Origin of the sequence: Kitasatospora sp. NPDC004615, from assembly GCF_042873545.1 — a bacterium.
Classification (GTDB): domain Bacteria; phylum Actinomycetota; class Actinomycetes; order Streptomycetales; family Streptomycetaceae; genus Kitasatospora.
In genome coordinates this window covers 52762-73959 of the sequence record NZ_JBIALQ010000014.1, presented here as the reverse complement: position 1 = coordinate 73959, position 21198 = coordinate 52762, and the positions used below count along the sequence as shown (strand labels likewise).

At 71.3% G+C, this 21198-nt stretch carries 16 protein-coding genes; 3 read left to right on the top strand and 13 right to left on the bottom strand.

The genetic code is table 11. The annotated features are described in order from the left end of the window. Positions 1–180: 180 nt before the first annotated feature. The 9 genes from ACFYS8_RS34015 to nrdR all read right to left on the bottom strand — a co-directional run bounded on the left by ACFYS8_RS34015 (position 181) and on the right by nrdR (position 9834). Positions 181–1137: a carbohydrate ABC transporter permease gene (locus tag ACFYS8_RS34015; RefSeq protein WP_387648807.1), complete on the bottom strand. Its 957-nt coding sequence runs from the start codon at positions 1135–1137 to the stop codon at positions 181–183. Then, positions 1134–2159 (bottom strand): carbohydrate ABC transporter permease, encoded by a 1026-nt coding sequence (locus ACFYS8_RS34010; RefSeq protein ID WP_387648804.1) that lies wholly within the window; start codon positions 2157–2159, stop codon positions 1134–1136. Before ACFYS8_RS34010 ends, ACFYS8_RS34015 begins: the two co-directional genes overlap by 4 nt. A 95-nt stretch (positions 2160–2254) precedes the next feature. Continuing rightward, a complete protein-coding gene (locus ACFYS8_RS34005) occupies positions 2255–3625 on the bottom strand; it encodes an ABC transporter substrate-binding protein (RefSeq protein ID WP_387648801.1) in 1371 nt (456 codons plus the stop codon). Positions 3626–3809: 184 nt separating this feature from the next. Continuing rightward, positions 3810–4376 carry a Clp protease N-terminal domain-containing protein gene (locus ACFYS8_RS34000; RefSeq protein WP_387648800.1) on the bottom strand — a complete coding sequence of 189 codons (567 nt, stop codon included), beginning with the start codon at positions 4374–4376 and terminating at the stop codon, positions 3810–3812. A gap of 1 nt (position 4377) precedes the next feature. Continuing rightward, a complete protein-coding gene (locus tag ACFYS8_RS33995; RefSeq protein WP_387648797.1) occupies positions 4378–4608 on the bottom strand; it encodes an RNA polymerase subunit sigma-70 in 231 nt (76 codons plus the stop codon). A 51-nt stretch (positions 4609–4659) separates the two neighbouring features. Beyond that, positions 4660–5412: an SDR family oxidoreductase gene (locus tag ACFYS8_RS33990; RefSeq protein WP_387648934.1), complete on the bottom strand. Its 753-nt coding sequence runs from the start codon at positions 5410–5412 to the stop codon at positions 4660–4662. A gap of 91 nt (positions 5413–5503) precedes the next feature. Further along, positions 5504–6241 (bottom strand): hypothetical protein, encoded by a 738-nt coding sequence (locus ACFYS8_RS33985; RefSeq protein WP_387648795.1) that lies wholly within the window; start codon positions 6239–6241, stop codon positions 5504–5506. Between the two features lie 85 nt (positions 6242–6326). Next, positions 6327–9206, bottom strand: a complete 2880-nt coding sequence (locus ACFYS8_RS33980; protein WP_387648793.1) for a vitamin B12-dependent ribonucleotide reductase — start codon at positions 9204–9206, stop codon at positions 6327–6329. 157 nt (positions 9207–9363) lie between these two features. Beyond that, positions 9364–9834 carry a transcriptional regulator NrdR gene (gene nrdR, locus ACFYS8_RS33975; protein ID WP_387648791.1) on the bottom strand — a complete coding sequence of 157 codons (471 nt, stop codon included), beginning with the start codon at positions 9832–9834 and terminating at the stop codon, positions 9364–9366. Positions 9835–10287: 453 nt separating this feature from the next. Here nrdR and lexA point away from each other — a divergent pair, with 453 nt between their 5' ends. Further along, on the top strand, positions 10288–11013 hold the full coding sequence (lexA, locus tag ACFYS8_RS33970) for a transcriptional repressor LexA (protein WP_198520699.1): 726 nt from the start codon (positions 10288–10290) through the stop codon (positions 11011–11013). A gap of 112 nt (positions 11014–11125) precedes the next feature. On the opposite strand, the gene ACFYS8_RS33965 is transcribed toward lexA, so the two are convergent. Genes ACFYS8_RS33965 through ACFYS8_RS33950 form a run of 4 tightly spaced genes read right to left on the bottom strand, consistent with a single transcriptional unit; the run spans position 11126 to position 18637 of the window. Further along, positions 11126–13207 (bottom strand): ATP-dependent DNA helicase, encoded by a 2082-nt coding sequence (locus ACFYS8_RS33965; RefSeq protein WP_387648788.1) that lies wholly within the window; start codon positions 13205–13207, stop codon positions 11126–11128. A 12-nt stretch (positions 13208–13219) separates the two neighbouring features. Then, entirely contained in the window at positions 13220–14995 is a 1776-nt protein-coding gene (locus ACFYS8_RS33960; protein ID WP_387648785.1) for an IucA/IucC family protein, read from the bottom strand. After that, the gene (locus tag ACFYS8_RS33955; protein WP_387648784.1) at positions 14976–16880 is read right to left on the bottom strand and encodes a GNAT family N-acetyltransferase; all 1905 of its coding nucleotides are present in this window, start codon (positions 16878–16880) and stop codon (positions 14976–14978) included. Before ACFYS8_RS33955 ends, ACFYS8_RS33960 begins: the two co-directional genes overlap by 20 nt. Beyond that, complete coding sequence (locus ACFYS8_RS33950) at positions 16877–18637, bottom strand: IucA/IucC family protein (protein ID WP_387648782.1); 1761 nt, start codon at positions 18635–18637, stop codon at positions 16877–16879. The genes ACFYS8_RS33955 and ACFYS8_RS33950 overlap by 4 nt, the downstream gene beginning before the upstream one ends. 255 nt (positions 18638–18892) lie before the next feature. On the opposite strand from ACFYS8_RS33950, the gene ACFYS8_RS33945 reads away from it, so the two are divergent. Together ACFYS8_RS33945 and ACFYS8_RS33940 are read left to right on the top strand one after the other, a co-directional pair. Beyond that, complete coding sequence (locus ACFYS8_RS33945) at positions 18893–19978, top strand: trypsin-like serine peptidase (protein ID WP_387648781.1); 1086 nt, start codon at positions 18893–18895, stop codon at positions 19976–19978. A gap of 59 nt (positions 19979–20037) precedes the next feature. Next, positions 20038–21186: a trypsin-like serine peptidase gene (locus ACFYS8_RS33940; protein WP_387648778.1), complete on the top strand. Its 1149-nt coding sequence runs from the start codon at positions 20038–20040 to the stop codon at positions 21184–21186. The last annotated feature ends 12 nt before the right edge of the window (positions 21187–21198 follow it).

Sequence of the window (21198 nt, the reverse complement as noted above, 5' to 3'; positions counted from 1 at the left end):
GTGCCGTCCTCCGTCCTATCGGCTCCGGCCCCGGCGCGTCCGCAGAATCCTCACATCACAGCCACGACTTCCGGCCAACTCAAACGCGAAAGCTCCGCATCCGACCAGTATGTCTGCACACCTTCAACACAGGCGTTTGCGTTCAACACTTGAACAACCCGGTCGCAGGCGTCACAGGCTTCAGCCCTTCACCGACCCTGCCAGCAGCCCTCGGACGAAGAAGCGCTGCAGCGCGAAGAACACCGCCAGCGGCACCAGCATCGACAGGAAGGCGCCCGCCGAGAGCAGTTCCCAGCGGCTGCCGTTGGAGCCGGACAGCTGGGCGAGCCGGGAGGTCATCGGCGCGACCGTCGGATTGCCGCCGGCGAAGGTGAGCGCCACCAGCAGGTCGTTCCACACCCACAGGAACTGGAAGATGGCGAACGAGGCCAGCGCGGGGGCGCTCAGCGGCAGCACGATCGAGCGGAAGATCTTGAAGTGCGAGGCGCCGTCCACCACCGCGGCCTCCATCAGGTCGCGCGGCAGCTGGGCGATGAAGTTGTGCAGCAGGAAGATCGCCAGCGGCAGCGCGAACATCGTGTGGGTCAGCCACACCGGCACATAGGTGTCCTTCAGATTGAGCGCCGGAATGATCGTCATCGAGCCGAGGTGGGCGCCGCCGGAGAACAGCCGCAGCAGCGGGATCAGCGACATCTGCAACGGCACGATCTGCAGCGCGAAGATCACGAAGAACAGGGTGTCGCTGCCCTTGAACCGCACCCAGGCCAGCGCGTACGCCGCCATCGCGGCCAGCACCAGCGGAAAGACGGTGGCGGGGATGCTGATCGCCACCGAGTTGACCAGGTACGGCATCAGGCCGCCGGAGGTGCCGAAGGAGTTGTCGAACAGCACCGCCCGGTAGTTCTCCAGCCCGAAGTCGGGGTGGACGAACGCCTCCCACCAGCCGGTGGACGCGACATCGGCCTTGGGGCGCAGCGAGGTGACCAGCAGACCGACGGTCGGGATGGTCCACAGAGCGGTCACGACGACCACCAGGAGGCTCGCCAGCGGGCTGCTGAAGGACCGCCGGACGGCCTTCACGGGCGGCAGTTCGGGCTCGGGTGCCTTGGTGGGGGCCAGGGTGGGCTGGGCGCTCATCGGGTCGCACGCTCCTTGCGCAGCAGGGCGATGTTGTAGACCACCAGGGGGACCACCGCGAGGAAGAGGATCACCGCGAGGGCGCTGCCGCGTCCGTAGTTGTACTGCTCGAAGCTCTGCGAGTACATCTCGTTGGCGAGCACCTGGGTGCCGTAGTTGCCTCCGGTCATGGTGCGGACGATGTCGAAGGCCTTCAGTGTGATGATCATGATGGTGGTGAGCACCACCACCAGCGTGGTGCGGATCATCGGCACGGTGACGTGCAGGAACAGCCGCAGGCCGGTGGCGCCGTCGAGCCGGGCGGCCTCGGTGATCTCGTCCGGGATGGCCTTGATCGCGGCGGACAGCACCACCATGGCGAAGCCGGTCTGCACCCAGATCAGGACGGCCATCAGCAGGAAGTTGTTCAGCGGCTGGGACAGGATCCAGTTCGGCGGGTCGTCCCAGCCGAGCGCGACGGCGAGCTGGCTGAGCAGGCCGACCTGGTTCTGCCCGGCGCCGCGCGACTCGTACACGAGCTTGAAGATCAGCGAGGCGGCCACCAGCGAGACCGCCATCGGCATGAAGATCAGCGACTTCCAGACCGCCTGCCCGCGCATCCGGTCCACCATCAGGGCCAGCGCGAGGCCGAGCCCGGTGGCCGCGAGGGGGGCGATCACCAGCCACAGCAGGGTGTTCAGCAGCACCCCGTGGATGGGTGAACTGGTCAGCGCCCAGCCGTAGTTCTTCCCGCCGACGAAGCTCGCGCTGTCGGCGTCCAGGAAGCTCAGCACGACGGTGCGCAGCAGCGGCACCACCAGGCCGGTGAGCAGCAGGACGATCGCCGGGCCGAGCATCAGCGCGATCGCCAGTGGCCGGGAGAAGCGTCCGGTGGCGCGGCCGGCCGCGAAGAACACGGCGAGCAGGACGCCGACGAAGCCCAGCACGGCGCCGCCGGTGTTGCCGAACTTGACTGCCGCGTCCTGCCACAGCGAGTCCGCGAGCTGGAGCGCCGGCCCGGCGAGCCGGGTGTCGGTGGGCATGCGCAGGGTCCTTCCTCAAGACCTGGTGATCCCGGGCATGGGGAGGGCAGCGCGGGCGGACGGCTCACCTGCCCGCGCTGCCCTGCGAGTTCGACCTACTGGGGCCAGGCGGCGTCGATGTCGCCGGCCGTCTTCTGGATCGACTGGCCCTCGGCGAACCAGGCGGTGAGCGCCTTCCATTCGGCGCCGGCGCCGACGGCGGCGGGCATCAGGTCGGAGGCGTCGAACCGGAAGGTGGCGGTCGGGTCGGTGAGGAACTGGGCGGACAGCTTGTCGATCGGGTCGGTGTAGAGGCTCTTGTCGACGCCCTGGTTGGCGGAGACCCAGCCCGGCGAGACCTTGACCCGGCTGCCGGCCCACTCCGAGGTGGACAGGTAGTTCTGCACGGCCTGCACCTCGGGCCGGTCGGAGAACGCGGTGAGGAATTCGCCGCCGCCCTCGACCGGGCTGGTGACCTGCGGGTTCACCGCGGGCAGGTGGAAGGCGAAGACGTCGCCGTCGGGGCCGATGTTGGTGCCCTTGGGCCACTGCGCGCGGTAGAAGGACGCCTGCTGGAGCATCGCGCACTTGTTGCTGAGGATCGGGGTGCCGGCGTCCTGGAAGGTGGTGGTGGCGATCGACTTGACGTCGCCGAAGCCGCCGTTGACCCAGGCCGGGTTCTGCATCCAGTCGGCGACGGTCTTCATCGCTGTGGTGATCTTCTCGTCGGAGAACTTCACCTTGTGGCTGACCCACTGGTCGTAGACGTCGCCGCCGTACGAGCCGAGGACGATCTCCTCCAGCCAGTCGGTGGCGGGCCAGCCGGTGGCGGTGCCGGAGCCGATGCCGCCGCACCAGGGCTTGGTCGCGCCGGCCTTGGCGATCTTGTCGCTGAGCGCCATCAAGTCGGCCCAGGTCTTGGGGACTTCGTAGCCGGCGGCCTTGAAGGCCTTCGGGGAGTACCAGACCAGGGACTTCATGTTGGCGCTCATCGGCGCCGCGTAGAAGGTGCCGTTGACCGATCCGTAGGTCTTCCAGATCGGCGACCACTTGTTCTCGTTGTCGACGGTCTGCTGCGGGGGCTTGACCACCTTGCCGCTCTTCACCATCTGGGCGAGCAGGCCGGGTTGCGGGATGACCGCCAGGTCGGGGGCGTTGCCGCCGGCCACCCGGACCGGCAGCTGCGACTCGAAGTCGTTGGAGCCCTCGTAGACGATTTTGATGCCGGTGCAGGAGCTGAAGTCGGCCCAGGACTTCTCCAGCGAGTCCGACTCGGGCGCCAGGATCGACGCGTACATCGACACCTTGGTGCCCGAATGACCGGCGTAGGCCTGGTACTTGGCGCAGTCACCGGTGAGCGCGGCGGCCGACGATCCGCCCCCGCCGCCGGACGAGGAGCTGTTGGAACAGGCGGCTGTCAATGCCAGTGCCAGAACAGCCGGTACGGCCAGCAGCCTCCGGCGTCCAGTGGTCACGGGGGTGATCAATGCGGTCCTCCTTGCCAGGGCATGGGCATGCCAGCCGTAAGAGAAACAACACTGCGCTGTACCGAAGATGGGGTCTGTGTACCCAGCTGATCGCTGGCTCAAAGACGTTAACCCACCGGCCACCCCACGCCAAGGAGCGCGTTCGACCTTCATCACCCGGCGCCCCAGTTGTGACCGCGCCGTGCTACGAGGTCGCCGCCCGGCCCTCCGTCAGCATCGCCTCGGCCTCCCGCTCCAGCTCCGCCAAGTCCACGCCCTGTTCACGCAGCACCCGGACTGCGACGCCACCGCCCTCCCGGATCAGCCCGAGCAGGAGGTGGCCGGTCTCGATCCGGCGCACCCGCGAATCGGCCGCGGCGCGCAGCGACAGCACCAGCGACCGTCTGGCCCTCTCGGTGAAGCGCGGCCCGCCCCACCGCGGGCGCCGCCCCGGCGGCGGGGCGTCCAACGCGCCCGGCCCGAAGGTCGACTCGACTGCGTCGCGCACCGCTTCCAGATCGATGCCGATCGCCGCCAGCGCCGCCCCGTCCCGCCCCGGGTCCGGACCGCCGAGCAGGCCGGCGACGGCGCTCCGCCCGGCGGCCAGGTCGAGGCCGAACCGGCCGAGCAGCCGGGCGACCGGGTCCTGCGGCTGGGCGAGCAGACCGAGCAGCAGGTGCTCGGCGCCCAGGTGGTCGTGGTGCAGGCGCTGCGCCTCCTCGGCGGCGAGCGTCACCGTGCGGCGGGCCTCCGCCGCGAACCGTTCGAACATCTCAGTCCCCTCCCCGTTCCGTCGTCCGCTTGGCGTACTTCTTGTGCACCGCCTGCCGGGTGACGCCCAGGCAGACCGCGATCTCGTGCCAGGACCAGCCCTTGCCGCGGGCGTTGCCGACCTGGAGTTCCTCCAGCCGGTCGGCCAGGTCGCGCAGCGCCCGGACGGCGCGCAGGCCGATCGCCGGGTCGCCGCTGCTCGCGTCGGCCGCGAGCTGTCTCGTCTCGCTCATGGTGTCAACATAGGTTGACACGAGCGGGCCCGTCAACCTTGGTTGACAAAATCAGTACCGCTCCGCCAGGAACTCCGCGAAGGTGATCCGCCCGTCCGCGTGCTCGGGCGTCAGGTTCGCCCCGGCCCGCATCGCCCGCACCGCCCCGCCGGGCGTCGGCACCCGCAGCACCGGCCGCCGCCGGCCCCGCGCGTGCAGGAACTCCGCCGCCAGCGCCTCCACCGCGCGCACCTGCGGGCCGCCGAAGTCCGCCACCCGCCCGGCCGGGCCGCCCTGCGTCAGATCCGCCAGCCGCTCGGCGACGTCCCGGACGTCCACCGGCTGGAAGGCGACGCCGCGCGGCAGCAGCAGCACCGGCGCCTTCGACAGCCCGTCCAGCACCCGCAGCACCAGGTCGTGGAACTGGGTGGCCCGCAGCACCGTCCAGCCGAGACCGGACCCGGCGATCAGCCGCTCGCACTCCTCCTTCGCCCGGTAGTAGCCGAGCGGCACCGCGTCCACGCCGACGATCGACACGTACACCAGGTGCGCGACGCCGGCCGCGCGGGCCGCCGCGACCAGCCGGCCGGTCGCCTCCACGTCCCGCTTCCCGCTGGTGGTCGCGCAGTGCACCACCGTGGTCGCGCCCGCCAGCGCCGCCTCCACGCCGCGGCCGGTCACCAGATCCGCGACCGCCCACCCGTGCTCCCCCGGCGTGTGCGCCTGCCGGCTCAGCACCCGCACCGGGCACCCGCGCGCCACCAGCCGGCGCACCACGACCTGCCCCAGCGTCCCCGTCCCGCCCGTCACCACGATCTGCCGCATCGCGCTCACCCCTCTCCTCCCCCAGCCTGCGCGGGCCACCCGCGTCCGGCAGCCCGGCCGACGCACCCGGGGGAACGGGGTCACCCCGGGGTCACAGGTCCTCCGGCCACGGGTAGCCGAGCAGCTCCGCGTACGCCGCGCTGCCGCCGCAGACCCGGGCCTGGCCGCGCGGGTCCGCCGAGGTCAAGCGGTCGACGAGGTCGGCGGCCAGGTCGACCGGGTCGCCGGCGGGGACGGTCAGCTCGGCCAGGAACTGCAGGTAGGGGGATTCGCCGAGGTGGTCCGGCGGTCCGTCCGGGCGCCAGATGAAGGTCAGGTCGATCCGGTCGGGGCCCGAAGTCCAGGTCCACAGGGCGTCGAACTCGCACTCCCAGGCGGCCAACAGCTCCGGCCGGCGGGCGAGTTCGGCCTGCACCAGGCGTCCGACGCCACGCGCGGGCCAGTCCTCGACCCCGACGCCGGCGCGGTCGAGCTCCGCCAGGTACTGCGCGGCGTCGAACCGGTACGCCGGGAGGTCGAGGTCCTCGATGCCGGGGTTGCGCCATCCGCCCCAGACCACGGCGTCGCCGTCCTGGCGCACCGTCACGTACAGGGCGCCGCAGCACACTTCACCGCACCCGGCCACGTGGAGTTGGACTTCCCGGGGTTCGGGGCCGGGCAGCAGCGGGCTGTACGGCCCGAGCAGGGAGCGCGGGTCCGGGCCGAGGTGCCCGTCGGTGAAACCGGTGTCCAGCAGGTCGCGCCCGTCGGCCAGCAGCCGGAGCTGGCGCCGGCCCTCCGAGGCGTCCTCGATGCGGAGTTCCAGCCGGTTGTTCGATGCATCGTCCATCCCGGCATTGTGTCCGCACACGGCGCAGGGCGCCGACCGAATTAACGGTCGACGCCCTGGGCGTTCACTGCTGTGCGACGGCGGGTCAGCTGCAGCCGCTGGTGGAGCCGCAGCCCTCGCAGAGGTAGCAGCTGCCGGCGCGGCGCATCTTGGTGCCGCAGGAGAAGCAGAGCGGCGCGTCGGCGTTCAGGCCGAGGCGGATCTCGGCGAGCTCCGTGGAGTTGTGCGCGGCCGGGGCCGGCTTGGGCTGCTCGACGACCGGCAGGGCGACGTGCGGCTTCTCGGCGGCGAGCGGCGCGGACTGGGCCAGCGACTCGACGTCGAGCTCGTCCTCGATCGGCTCGTAGGAGCCGGTCTCCAGGTGCCGGGTGCGCTCCTCGACGGAGTGGATGCCGAGCGCGGAGCGGGTCTCGAACGGCAGGAAGTCGAGGGCCAGGCGGCGGAAGATGTAGTCCACGATGGACTGCGCCATCCGCACGTCCGGGTCGTCGGTCAGACCGGCCGGCTCGAAGCGCATGTTGGTGAACTTGGCGACGTACGTCTCCAGCGGGACGCCGTACTGGAGGCCGACCGAGACGGCGATGGAGAAGGCGTCCATCATGCCCGCGAGGGTCGAGCCCTGCTTGGACATCTTCAGGAAGACCTCGCCGAGGCCGTCGTCCGGGTAGGAGTTGGCGGTCATGTAGCCCTCGGCGCCGCCGACCGTGAAGGAGGTGGTGATGCCGGGGCGGCCCTTGGGCAGGCGCTTGCGGGTCGGGCGGTACTCGACGACCTTCTCGACGGCGGGGGCCGCGGCCGGGGCGGGAACCGAAGTGGCCGCCGGGGCCTTGGTCTTGGCCGAGAGCGGCTGGCCAACCTTGCAGTTGTCGCGGTAGATGGCGAGCGCCTTGACGCCGAGCTTCCAGGCCTGGAAGTAGATCTCCTCGACGTCCTCGACGGTGGCGTTCTCCGGCATGTTGACGGTCTTGGAGATCGCGCCGGAGATCCACGGCTGGATCGCGGCCATCATCCGCACGTGGCCCATCGGGGAGATCGACCGCTCGCCCATGGCGCAGTCGAACACCTCGTAGTGGGCGGCCTTCAGGCCGGGCGCGTCGATGACGTTTCCGGTCTCGCCGATGTGCGCGACGATCGCCTCGATCTGCTCGTCCTGGTAGCCGAGGCGCTTCAGGGCGCGCGGGACGGTGCCGTTGACGATCTGCATCGAGCCGCCGCCGACCAGCTTCTTGAACTTGACCAGGGCCAGGTCGGGTTCGACGCCGGTGGTGTCGCAGTCCATCATCAGGCCGATGGTGCCGGTCGGGGCGAGCACCGAGGCCTGCGCGTTGCGGAAGCCGTTCTGCGCGCCGAGCCGGACCACGTCGGTCCAGGTGTCGTTGGCGACGGCCCACACCGGAGCGTCCAGGTCGTCGAGCGGGGCGACGGCGGAGGAGGCGTCCGCGTGCTGCTTCATCACCCGCTGGTGCGGGGCGGCGTTGCGGGCGTAGCCGTCGTACGGGCCGACCACGCCGGCGAGTTCGGCGGAGCGGCGGTAGGCGGTGCCGGTCATCAGCGAGGTGATCGCGCCGGCCAGGGCGCGGCCGCCTGCGGAGTCGTAGGCGTGGCCGGTGGCCATCAGCAGGGCGCCGAGGTTGGCGTAGCCGATACCGAGCTGGCGGTAGGCGCGGGTGGTCTCGCCGATCTTCTCGGTCGGGAAGTCGGCGAAGCAGATGGAGATGTCCATCGCGGTGATGACCAGCTCGACGACCTTGGCGAAGGTCTGCGCGTCGAAGGTGTCGTCGTCGCGGAGGAACTTCATCAGGTTCAGCGAGGCCAGGTTGCAGCTGGAGTTGTCCAGGTGCATGTACTCGGAGCACGGGTTGGAGGCGTTGATCCGGCCCGACTCGGGGCAGGTGTGCCAGTGGTTGATCACCGAGTCGTACTGGATGCCCGGGTCGGCGCAGGCCCACGCGGCCTCGGCCATCTTGCGGAACAGGCCCTTGGCGTCGACGGTCTCGATGACCTCGCCGGTCATCCGGCCGCGCAGGCCGAAGCCGGTGCCGTTCTCGACCGCGGTCATGAACTCGTCGTTGACGCGGACCGAGTTGTTGGCGTTCTGGTACTGGACGGAGGCGATGTCGTCGCCGCCGAGGTCCATGTCGAACCCGGCGTCGCGCAGGGCGCGGATCTTCTCCTCCTCCTTCACCTTGGTCTCGATGAAGGCCTCGACGTCCGGGTGGTCGACGTCGAGGACGACCATCTTGGCGGCCCGGCGGGTCGCGCCACCGGACTTGATGGTGCCGGCCGACGCGTCGGCGCCGCGCATGAAGGAGACCGGGCCGGAGGCGTTGCCGCCGGAGGAGAGCAGCTCCTTGGAGGAGCGGATCCGGGACAGGTTCAGGCCCGCGCCCGAACCGCCCTTGAAGATCATGCCCTCTTCCTTGTACCAGTCCAGGATCGACTCCATGGAGTCGTCGACGGACAGGATGAAGCAGGCGGAGACCTGCTGCGGCTGCTGGGTGCCGACGTTGAACCAGACCGGCGAGTTGAAGCTGAACACCTGGTGGAGGAGGGCGTACGTCAGCTCGTGCTCGAAGATCTCGGCGTCGGCCGGGGAGGCGAAGTAGCCGTGCTTCTCACCGGCGGCGCGGTAGGTGAGCACCACGCGGTCGATGATCTGCTTCAGGCTCCACTCGCGCTGCGGGGTGCCGACCGCGCCGCGGAAGTACTTGCTGGTGACGATGTTCACCGCGTTCACCGACCAGAAGTCGGGGAACTCGACGCCGCGCTGCTCGAAGTTGATCGAGCCGTCGCGCCAGTTGGTCATCACGACGTCACGGCGCTCCCAGGAGACCGCGTCGTACGGGTGGACCCCAGGAGTGGTGTAGATCCGCTCCAGCCGCAGGCCCGACTTGGGGGCCTTGGCGCCCTTCGCGGCCTTCTCCGACTTCGACCCGCGCGCGGAACCGCTCGTGGTGTCTGTCATGCCTTGCTCCTCCTCCTGGGCAAACGCCCGAAGTGCCCTGAAAAGTCCGGGCACGACTGGTTCGTTCTCCGGGTGCGCGGGCAGGCCGGAGCCCGGCCACGGCACACGGGTAATGCGGTGACTTGAATGAAAAAAGATGAAAGGAAGGACCCGGCCGTTACGGCACGGGCAGCGGGACCGCGGGCCGCTCGGAGCGCAGCTCCGCGATCGCGGCCTCGAAGTCCTCGAGGTTGTCGAACGCCCGGTAGACGGAGGCGAACCGCAGGTACGCCACCACGTCCAGCTCCTTCAGCGGGCCGAGTATCGCCAGGCCCACATCGTGGGTGGAGAGCTCGGCGCTGCCGCTGGCCCGCACGCACTCCTCGACCCGCTGCCCGAGCTGGGCCAGCGCGTCCTCGGTGACCGGGCGGCCCTGGCAGGCCTTACGGACGCCGGAGATCACCTTCTCGCGGGAGAAGGGCTCGGTGACACCACTGCGCTTGATCACCATCAGGGTGGCGGTCTCGACGGTGGTGAACCGGCGGCTGCAGTCCGGGCACTGCCGGCGGCGGCGGATCGAGCACCCGTCGTCGCTGGCGCGGCTGTCCACGACACGGCTGTCCGGATGCCGACAGAAGGGGCAGTGCACCTGGAACTCCCTCCCTGCGACCCGACGGCGAACGACTCGTACCACTCTACCCGACTCGAAACACAAGACCTGTGCCCGATCGAGGACACTAGCCACTAGATCTAGTGGCGGACGGTGCGGCACGCCGGGCGAACGGGTGACAGCCGGGGGCTAGCCGGGGACATCGCGCGCCGGGACCCCATAGACTGTTCGAGTCGAACATGCAATCGACTTACACCCGGAGGCTTGATCAAGTCAGGCAACCTCGAATAAATTCACTCGAACGTGTGTTTGGCGCAACCTTTCGATAGAGGCGCCAGTTGAGCTGGGCAGTTGGAGCACCAGTCGAGAGGGTCGCCCGCGATGTCCACCCCCAGCGCCGCCAGCGTCATGCACACCATCGAAGCCAAGACCGCCATCCCGGTGCAGGAGCGTTCCGCGCGCACCACTGACCAGGAGAGCATGGATCAGACCATGAGCCGTAGTCAGCCGATCGAGGAGTCCCCGCTCGGTGTGCCCACCCCCGTCGTCCGTGCCCTCCCCGGCCGACCCCCCGGCATCCGCACCGACGAGGCAGGACTGACCGAGCGCCAGCGCCGCGTCATCGAGGTCATCCGGGATTCCGTCCAGCGGCGCGGCTACCCGCCGTCCATGCGCGAGATCGGCCAGGCCGTCGGCCTGTCCTCCACCTCCTCGGTCGCCCACCAGCTGATGGCCCTGGAACGCAAGGGCTTCCTGCGCCGCGACCCGCACCGCCCGCGCGCCTACGAGGTCCGCGGCGTCGAGGTCGCCCGCCCCGCCGCGGCGGAAACCTCCGGCCGGCCCTCCACCTCCTACGTCCCGCTGGTCGGCCGGATCGCCGCCGGCGGCCCGATCCTCGCCGAACAGACCGTCGAGGACGTCTTCCCGCTCCCCCGCCAGCTGGTCGGCGAGGGCGAGCTGTTCGCCCTGACCGTCAAGGGCGACTCGATGATCGACGCCGCAATCTGCGACGGCGACTGGGTCACGGTCCGGCGCCAGCCGGTCGCCGAGAACGGGGACATCGTCGCAGCGATGATCGACGGCGAGGCGACGGTGAAGCGGCTGAAGCGCGAGGACGGGAAGATCTGGCTGATGCCGCACAACGTGGCGTACGAGCCGATTCCCGGCGACAACGCGACCATTCTGGGCAAGGTCGTGGCCGTTCTGCGCCGCCTCTGAACGCACTACGTGGATCGGCCCGAGGAGAGGAGTTCTCTCGTCGGGCCGATCTTTGCGTTCAGCGCCTTCCGCTTCGCGCAGTTCCCCGCGCCCCTGTCGGGGCGCGGGGGAGTCAGCGAGGCTTGACCGGCGGCGCGGAGGCGTCAATGGCGGCCAGCGACCGGCGGACCTGGTTGCGGTCCGTGGTGTACCAGAAGTCCGGCATGGAGGAGCGGAAGAAGCTCCCGTACCGCGCGGTGGCGAGTCGCGGGTCGAGGACGGCGACGACGCCGCGGTCGTCCGCCGCGCGGACCAGGCGGCCGGCGCCCTGCGCCATCAGGAGTGCGGCGTGCGTCGCGGCGACGGCCATGAAGCCGTTGCCGCCGTGGGCTTCGACGTCCTTCTGGCGGGCGCTCATCAGCGGGTCGTCGGGGCGCGGGAAGGGGATCCGGTCCATGACGACGAGCTGGCAGGCGGAGCCGGGGACGTCGACGCCCTGCCAGAGCGAGAGGGTGCCGAACAGACAGGTCTGCGCGTCGGAGGCGAAGGTGCGGATGAGTTCGCCGAGGGTGTCCTCGCCCTGGAGGAGGATCGGCACGTCGAGGCGTTCCCGGAGGGCTTCGGCCGCGGCCTGCGCGGCCCGCATCGAGGAGAACAGGCCGAGGGTGCGGCCGCCGGAGGCGCCGATCAGTTCGGTGAGTTCGTCGAGCATCTCGGGCCGGTCGGGTTCCCGGCCGGGCGGCGGCAGGTGCTTGGCGACGTAGAGGATGCCCTGCTTGGGGTAGGTGAACGGGGAGCCGACGTCCAGTCCGCGCCAGTACGGCGGGGCGTCCTCGCCGGTCTCGGCGCTGGGCCCGTCGGGGGTGCGGTGGTCGGGCAGCCTGGTCTCGCCGGGCAGGCCGAGGGACGCGGCGACGCCGTTGAAGTCGCCGCCGAGCTTGAGGGTGGCGGAGGTGAGGACCACCGAGCGGTCCTTGTACAGGTTCTCCCGGAGCAGCCCGGAGACGGACAGCGGGGCGACCCGCAGCGACGCGGTGCCGAGGCCGAAGCGGTCGCTGCGTTCGATCCAGATGACGTCGTACTCGGAGCCGGTGAGCAGCCGGTCCGCCGTCTCGTGCAGGGTCTCCGCGGAGGCCATGGCCTGCTTGCGGACGGCGTCCTCGTCGCTGAGGCCCTTGTCGCGGTTCTCGCCGAGCGAGGTGATGACCTGGCGGCAGGCGTCCCGGATGCCGGCCACGGCGTAGCCGAGGTACTCGGGGAGTTCCTCGACCTGGCCGGGCTGGGCGGTCTCCATCAGGCCGTGGAAGTTCTCGGCGGCGGCCTGCAGCGCGTCCACGGACTTCTCGTTGGCGAGTTTCGCCGCTCGCTTGACCGCCCGGTTGACGGCGCCGACGGTGAGTTCGGCGGTGGCGGCGCCGGTGACGCGGTTCACCAGCTCGTGGGCCTCGTCGATGATCAGCAGGCCGTGTTCGGGGAGGACGGGCGCGCCCTCGATCGCGTCGATCGCCAGCATCGCGTGGTTGGTGACCACCACGTCCGCCAACTTGGCGCGTTCGCGGGCCTGTTCGGCGAAGCACTCCTGGCCGTAGGCGCACCGGGCGGCGCCCAGGCACTCCTTGGAGGTGACGGAGAGCTGGGCCCAGGCCTTGTCGGAGACGCCCGGGGTGAGGTCGTCGCGGTCGCCGGTCTCGGTCTCGTCGGCCCAGTCGCGCAGCCGCAGGACGTCCTGGCCGAGCTTGCCGGTGGGGCCGCCGAGCGCGTCGACCGGGTCGAACAGGCCCTCGCCCTCGTCGCTCGGGGTGCCCTCGTTGGCGCGGTGCAGGCACAGGTAGTTGGAGCGGCCCTTGAGCATCGCGTACAGCGGGCGGCGGCGCAGCGTCGGGTGCAGGGCGTCGACGGTGCGCGGCAGGTCGCGTTCGACGAGCTGGCGCTGCAGGGCGAGCGTCGCGGTGGCGATCACCACGTTGTCGCCGTGGGCGAGGGCGGGCACCAGGTAGGCGAGGGACTTTCCGGTGCCGGTGCCGGCCTGGACGAGGAGGTGTTCGCCCTCGTCGACGGCGGCGGCGACCGCCTCGGCCATCCGGACCTGCCCGGGCCGCTCCACGCCGCCGACGGCGTTGACGGCGGCGTGCAGCAGCTCCGGGATACGGGAGGCGGGGACGGGGGGCGCCGATGCGTCCGGGCCGCCGGGCAGGGGTGCGGTGTCGTTCGTCATGACGCAACCAGCCTACGGGGCCGGGGTGACAATTCGGTGCCGTAGGGACGGGAGGTGCGCGGTGCTGTGCAGCGGGTTGTCGACCTGGCCGTGGACGGCGGCGTGCGGACGGTCCGGGCGATCGCGGTAGCCGTCGAGCAGCAGCCGGTTGCGGTTCAGGCAGAGCCGGTCGATCCGCGGCGCGAACAGGTCGAACAGTTTGTGCCGGTCGGCGAGTTCCGGGAAGCGCCGCTGGCAGTCCCGGATCCGCTCGGCGAGCAGCTCCCAGAACTCGGTCTCGGGGAGGCCGAGTTGTTCCTCCAGCAGGGGTGCGAGGTAGCGGTAGACGCCGATGAACAGCCCGGAGTGCAGGAACTGGCACAGGTAGTCGGGGTTCTCGCGCAGCAGGACGTCGCCGATGCCGTCTGGCAGGTCGGCGAGTTCCGGCAGAGGCTGGTCGCTGATGTTGACGTCGTCGACGAAGTCCTTGACGGCGAGCCGGACGGGGACGTCCTGCTGGTCGAAGACGATGATCGCGTTCTCGCCGTGCGGGGAGAACACCAGGCCGTAGCGGTACAGGAAGTGCAGCAGCGGCGGCAGCATCACGGTGAACAGCCGGTCGGTCCACTCGCGGACGTCCAGGCCCGAGCGGGCGACGAGTTCGGCGGTCAGCGCGCGGCCGTCGGAGCCGGTCTGCAGCAGCGCGGCCAGGGTGCGGCCGTGCTCGCCGTCGTCGAGGTGGCGGCCGAGCGGCTCGCGCCAGATCGCGCCGAGCAGTTCCTTGTACTGGTAGGGCGCGTCGGGCAGGTCCCGGTACAGCGGGTGTTCGACGGTGACGGAGGCGATCTCGCCGAGCAGGATCACCCGGCATTCGTCGCGCAGGTACGGGTCCTGGTCGCGCAACCCCTGGATCCAGCGTGTGACGGCGGGCGCGGCGAGGGCGCGTTCGGTGGGCAGGCCGCGCCAGACCAGGGTGTTGAGGATGGCGAGCGGCAGTTTGACGGTGCACCGGTCGGGGCGGCTGAGGTTGAAGAACGACCGGATGGACTGCTGGGGCAGCCGCAGGTCGCCGTCGGTGGGCAGTGGGACGATCTCGCCGCTGGCGATCCAGGGCGCGAACAGGCCGACCACGGTCTCGTCCCACTGCCAGGGGTGCACCGGCAGCAGCCAGAACTCGTCGGCGCGTTCGCCGAGTTGGGCGCGGAACGCGGGGTCGAGTTCGGTGTCGTAGATGGTCTCGTCGCCGCGGAAGGCGGCCAGGTTCTTGTGCACGGCGAGCCACGGCAGGGCGCGGGGCAGCCGGGCCTCGGGGGCCCAGCGGGCGGCGTCGGCGGCGGAGAAGCCGAGCCGGCCCTTGTTGGCGACGATCCACGGGTGGCCGGTCTGTCTGCCCTCCAGCGCCGCGTGGTCGAGGTCGGCGAGTTCGGCGGCGGTCAGTGCGGTGGCCCGCAGGTGGGCGTCGGCGATCAGGGTGGCGGTGAGTTCGCGGACCAGGTGGCCGGTGGTGTCGCCGGTCAACTTCAGGGTGTGCCGGGCCTGTTGGAGGAATCTCAGCGGGTCGTCGCCGCCGATTATCGAGGCCGGGTCGACCCGCCAGCTGCCGTAGGCGCCCCGGCGCGCGGTGAACCGGTAGTCGGCGTCCGGGAGTTCGAGCAGGTAGTGGTCGCCCTCCGGCCGGGGGTGCAGCAGTTCCTCGTAGGCGAATTCGCCGAGCAGTTTGGCCAGCATGGCGCATGCGGCGGCCTGCCAGTGACCGGTGGTGAGCTGGGGCGGCAGGTGGAGTGCGGTGTCAACGGCCGGCTGCGGCACGCTCGTTCCCTTCCTGGGGTCGCGGGAGCACCGGGGCCGGGGCGGGCTCGGGTGCGAAGGTGGTCCAGGCGGTGCGGTGGGGCAGCGGGTGCAGGGTCTTGCCCGCGACGGCGTTCAGGATCACGGCGGCGCGGTGCGCGCCGAGCCCGAGGTCCGGGGTGCCGACTCCGTGAGTGTGCAACTCGGCGTTCTGGACGTACAGCCCCCCGGTGAGTTCCGGCCGGGTGGCGACCCGGTGGTCGAGGTCGACCCGGTAGCGGCCCTGTGCGTCCCAGTCGATCAGCCCGGCGATCGGGTCGAGCAGGGCGGGGCGGTGCGCCCGGTAGCCGGTGGCGAGCACCACGGCGTCGGTGCGGATCAGGTGGCGGCGGCCGGAGTCGGTGTGCCGGCAGCGCAGTTCGAGCCGCCCGTCGGGGCCGGGGAGGGCCCCGGTGACGGCGGTGCCGGGGAGGATCTCGACGGGTTCGGCGTCGATCGGGCGGCCCACGGTGCGCTCGTACAGGTGGTCGTGGATCTCGGCGAGGGTCTCCGTGCTGGCCGCCTTGTGCAGTTGCCACTGGGCGGGTACCAGGGCGTCCCGGACCGGCTCGGGCAGGCCGTGGAAGTAGCGGGTGTAGTCGGGGGTGAACTGTTCCAGGCCGAGCTTGGAGTACTCCATCGGCGCGAGCGCCCTGGTGCGGGTGAGCCAGCGCACCCGGGTGCCGTCGCCGGCGTGCCGGCGCAGCAGGTCGAGGAACACCTCGGCGCCGGACTGGCCGGAGCCGACCACCGTGATGTCCCGTGCGCCGTCGAGCCCCCGACGCTCCGTCAGGTAGTCGGCGGAGTGCAGCACCGCCGGGTGGTGGCGCAGCGCCGCGAACGCCTCGGGGCGGGCGGGTTCGGTGCCGACGCCGAGCACCAGGTTCCGGGCCAGGTGCACCGCGCCGGCCGCGTGCACCCGGTAGTGCTGCTGCCCAGCGTCCCAGTGGACGGCGTCGACGGGGCTGTCGAAGCGGCAGTTGGGGAGCCGGTCGGCAGCCCAGCGGCAGTAGTGCTCGTACTCGCGGCGCGGCAGCTGGAAGCGTTCACTGAAGTAGAACGGGAACAGCCGCTGCTGGTGGCGCAGGTAGTTGAGGAACGACCACGGGTTGGTGGGGTCGACCAGCGAGACCAGGTCGGCGAGGAACGGGACCTGCATCCGGGCGCCGTCCACCAGCATGCCGGGGTGCCAGCGGAATTCGGGGCGGGCGTCGAGGAACAGCGCGCTGACGGTGTCGGCCCGGTCGGCGAGCGCGGCCAGCGAGAGGTTGAACGGGCCGATGCCGACGCCGATCAGGTCGTACGGCTCGGGCTGCTGAGTGTTCATGACGTCCTGGGTCTCGGGCCGCGCGCGGATCATCAGGGCGGCGCGCTTGTCGGGGAGGTCGAGATCGGCGGCGCGGGTGAATCCGGCGGCGGTGAACGCCCGGACGGAGGGCGTGTTGCGGACGTCGGGTTCGGCGAGCACCCGGGTGCAGCGGGGTTCGTCCCGCAGCAGCCGGGCAGCGATCGCGTCGAGCAGCAGGGTGCCCAGGCCCCGGCCGCGGGCGGCGGGGGCGAGCAGCAGATGGATGCCCAGGTCGTGCGGGCGGGCGGGGTAGTGCGCGGCGAGCGGGTCGAGGTCGGCGCGGTACAGCTCGAAGTAGCCGGTGGGTTCGCCGTCGAGCAGCGCGAGGACGGGGCGGCTGCGGCCGTCGCCGTCGAGCTGCCCGGCGAGGTGCGCCGCGGTGGTCCCGGGCGGGCCCGCGAGGGCCCACCAGCGGTCGGTCTCCGGGTCGTTCATCCAGCCGGTGATCAGGTCCAGGTCGGTGCTCAACCGGACGGTGCGCAGGACGAGTTCACCGGCGCTGGTGGCGATGGGCCTCACGCCCGGGCCACCGGGTTGTCGATCTCCACGTACACCGACTGGGTCTCCACCGGGCCGACCAGTTCGTCCAGGCCGTGCAGCCGGGTCAGCAGGTTGGCCTTGCAGCGCAGGGTGGGGGCGTCCAGCAGGTGGGCGGGCAGCGTGGAGCGGGTGGCGGTGGCGGCGGGGCCGGACAGGAAGCGGCGCAGCGCGGCCAGCAGCAGTCGTTCGTCGGCGAGTTGCTGGGAGCCGAAGGCGCCGATCAGGCCGAGCACGTGGTTGATGCCGAGGTAGTAGGCGAAGCGTTCGTCGGCGACCGCGTCGGGGACGAAGGTGTCGCTGTGCGCGCCGAGTCCGGGCAGCATCCGGTGCAGCCGGTCGGCGTGCGAGGTGCGGAAGTAGTAGCCCTGGTTGTCGCGGTAGCGGCCGCCGGTGGGCCAGCCCTGCGCGTCGAGCAGGACCAGGCTGTTCTGCTGGTGGGCCTCCAGCGCGATGCCGGCCTGCCCGTCGAGCCAGAGGATCGGCAGCACCACGGCATCCAGGTAGCGCAGGAACCATTCGGTGGCCACGGTCGCCGCGGGTCGGCCGCTGCGGGCGGCGAGTTCGCCGATCAGCTGGGCGAGTTGCGAGCCGTCCGGGTCGATGGGCTGTTCGGCGACCAGGCCGGCCACGCACAGCGCCCGGTCGGCGGGGCCGAACGGCAGCTCCCGCAGCACGGTGTCCAGGCCGTTGGGGTCGCCGAGGGCGGGGTGGTCGACGCCGATCCAGGCCGGGTCGCGGACGATGTCGAAGCCGGGGTGGGCGGCCTGCCACTTCCGGCCCAGGCCGGCCTCCAGCAGCCGGTGCACCTCGACGCCGCGGTGGAGTTCCTTGCGCAGGTTCTCCCGGCGGGAGTTGGTGATCCGCAGGCCCAGCGAGAGTTTGAGCATCCACGGGGTGCCGGGTCGGCAGACGGTGCGCACCGAGCTGGTGGGGTGCCAGGGTTCGCCGTGCTGGCCGAGGTCGGTCAGCAGGCCCTGGTCCAGCAGGTCGGCGACGGCGGGACGGAGGGTCAGCTCCCGGGCCTGCCACGGGTGCAGCGGCAGTGCGGCGGTGCCGGCGGGCAGCGGGCGGCCGTACAGCTCGGCGGTGAGCCGCTCGGCGGGGGCGCCGGCGGCGGAGTCCGCGGCGAGCAGACTGCGGTCGACGGCCCACCAGTGCAGCCGGAACGAGCCGTGCAGCTCTGGCGAGTAGGCGGCGGACTGGGCGGGGCCGAGGCCGTCGCGGCTCTTCGGGGTGGGGTGCAGCGGGTGGCCGAGCAGCAGCGACTGTTCGGCGCGCAGGAACGGGTCGACGGGGGCGGAGGTGAACGTCCGCCGGTGGGCGAGGATCTCGGCGGTGCGGCCGACCGAGTCGGCCACCCGCGACGTGAGGTCGGCGAGCTGGCCGGGTTCGGGGCGGCCGGTGGCGCCGGCCACCAGGGCGGCGACGGTGACGGCGTCCACCGGGTGTTCGGCGTTGCCGGTGGAGACGGTGGCGGGGCCGAACCGGTGCCAGCCGCAGGCCGACCAGTGCCGCACCGGCGCGGACAACTGGGCGGCGCCGCCGAGGACGGGGATGCGCAGCAGGTCTCCGTCGGGGCGTTCGGCGGCGGTCTCCCGGGCCCAGCACCGCAGCAGGCTCTCGGTGGCGGCGTGTTCGGCGGCGACGGCCGGATCCGGGTGGAGCAGCAGGTCCGGGGTGGGGTGCCCGGCCGACGGCAGGACGACCGGGAGAACCTCGGTGAGGGTGGTGGACAAATCCGCTCCTTGAGCCGCGCGAGAGCCTTCGGGTAAGGGTTACCTATCCCGGAGCGCCGGATACAAAATCGCCTCACCCGTTCCAGTGAGTTTCCGTTGATCACCCGCGCAGCAGTCGGACGGCTGGGATCCTGACGGACCGTCACCATCACGGTTCGATGACCGGACGCCAACAGGACCGCACCGCCCGCCGGTGGTTCGCGCCCCGAATGAAAGACTGTCCCGGGGGAACGGACCGTTTCAGGGGGGTTGAGAGTGAGGGCACGGGGGGTGCTGGCCGCGCTGACCGCGGCAGTGCTGCTGGGCGGGGTGGCCGGCTGCGGCTCGGACGGCGGCCCGGGCGGGGACGGGAACCCGCACAGCTTCGCCGAGTTGAAGCGCTGGGGGTTCACCGAGTGGGATCACTGGGCGCAGCGGCACAGCTTCCGCAATCCGGTGGTGGCGGGCGCGTGGAGCGCCGAGACGATGGACCAGGCGCCGCCGCAGCAGCCCGCGCCGGCGCCCGAGTCGGCGGCACCTGAGTCGCCGTCGGCCTTGCCGTCCACGGGAACCGGTCCGGGCCCGGTCCCGGCGGTCGCCGCGCAGCCGGTGCCGCGGCCTTACACCAGCTATCCGGCGTCGGGGAAGGTCTTCCTGACCGCGCCGAACGGCGGCACCGGCCAGTGCTCGGCCACCGTGGTGGCCGATCCGGCGAACCCGGGCCACAGCAACCTGGTGTGGACGGCCGCGCACTGCGTCCATCCGGGCAAGGGCGGCGACTGGTACAAGAACCTGGTCTTCGTCCCGGCGTACAACAGCTCGGGCGCGGCCAGCGACCACCAAAAAGCCCCGCTCGCCGAGGTCGCCCCGCTCGGACAGTGGTGGGCGGACAAGGTGATCACCTCACCGCTGTGGACCACCGAGGGCACCAGGGGCGGGGACGCCGCGAACCAGTACGACTTCGCGGTGATCAAGGTGCACGGCCCGGAGGGCGAGAGCCGCTCGCTGGAGGAGGTGCTCGGCACCGCCGTTCCGGTCTGGTTCGACGCGCCGCGCGAGCAGCTCGCCATCCAGGCCTGGGGCTACCCGGCCGTCGCGCCGTTCGACGGGCAGGAGCTGGAGCGCTGCGACTCCGGCCGCCCGGCCGCCCGGAGCTTCGACGCCGCCCGCCCCGCGATGCTGGTGATCGGCTGCACCATGACGGCCGGCGCCTCCGGCGGCGGCTGGTTCGCCGACGGCCCGGACGGCCGCCAACGCCTGGTCAGCAACACCTCCATCGGCACCCAGGCGCACACCGCCCTGAACGGCCCCTACCTGGAGGGCGTGGCCCGCCAGGCCCTCGACTACATCTCCCGGAAGTGACCGCCCGTCACCTCCGCACGACCTTCTCGACCGAACGACGACCACGGGGGGAATCACCCATGACCGACCAGCACCGCGTGAAGCGCCGCATCCGGAACGCGTCCGCGGCCGCCCTGGTGACGGTACTCGCCGTCACCACCGCCGCCTGCCAGAGCGACAAGCCGAAGGCGAGCCCGGCGCCGGCCGGACAGTCCTCCGGGGCTTCGAACAAGGACTCCGTCGACATCGGCGACGTGCAGAACTTCCTTTCCCAGGTGCCGAACTGGAGCGCCGACGACTGGAAGAAGTGGGCGGCCAAGAACGGCTTCAAGCCCGAGGACATCGCGAAGATCAAGGACTTCTGGGACAAGAAGAAGCCTTCCGACCCGACGAAGAGCACCGAGATCACGCCGGACGCCCCCTCGATCAAGGACCTGACCCTCCCGACCCCCGTCAAGGCCAAGGCCCAGCCGCACCCGTACAGCGCGGACACCGCCGTGATCGGGAAGGTCTTCTTCCAGGCCCCCGACGGTCCGATGGTCTGCTCGGGCACCGTGGTCTCCGACCCGGCCCACCCCGGCAAGAGCAACCTCGTGTGGACGGCCGGCCACTGCGTCCACGACGGCAAGGGCGGCGACTTCTTCACCAATTGGATGTTCGCGCCCGGCTACAACCGCAGCGGTGTCACCAGCAACGGGAAGAAGCCGGAGATCACCTGGGCCCAGGCCGCCCCGATGGGCCGTTGGCTGGCCACCGACATGCTGATCATGCCGCAGTGGGCCAAGGAGGGCACCAAGGTCGGCACCGCGGCGATGCAGTTCGACTTCGCGGTGGTCCGGGTGGCCGCGCTCGACGGCTCCGACCGCTCGCTGGAGGAGACCGTCGGCTCCTCCGTCCCGATCTGGTTCGGCGCCAAGCCGGACGAGATCACCTCGCCGTCGGGGTACGGCTACCCGGGCGCCGCGCCGTACAACGGCGAGGAGCTGGAGCACTGTGACGCCCCCAAGCTCAGCCCGTTCGTCTTCGACCGCTCGCGCCCGCCGATGCTCGCCATGGGCTGCACCATGACCGGTGGATCCTCGGGCGGCGGCTGGCTCACCCGCCAGAACGGCAAGACGATGCTGTTCTCCAACGTGTCGATCGGCGACCACGTGAACGACTGGCAGGCCGGGCCGACCCTCGGCCCGGAGGCCAAGAAGATGTTCGACGCCTTCGTCGCCAAGAAGTAACCGGAATGCCGA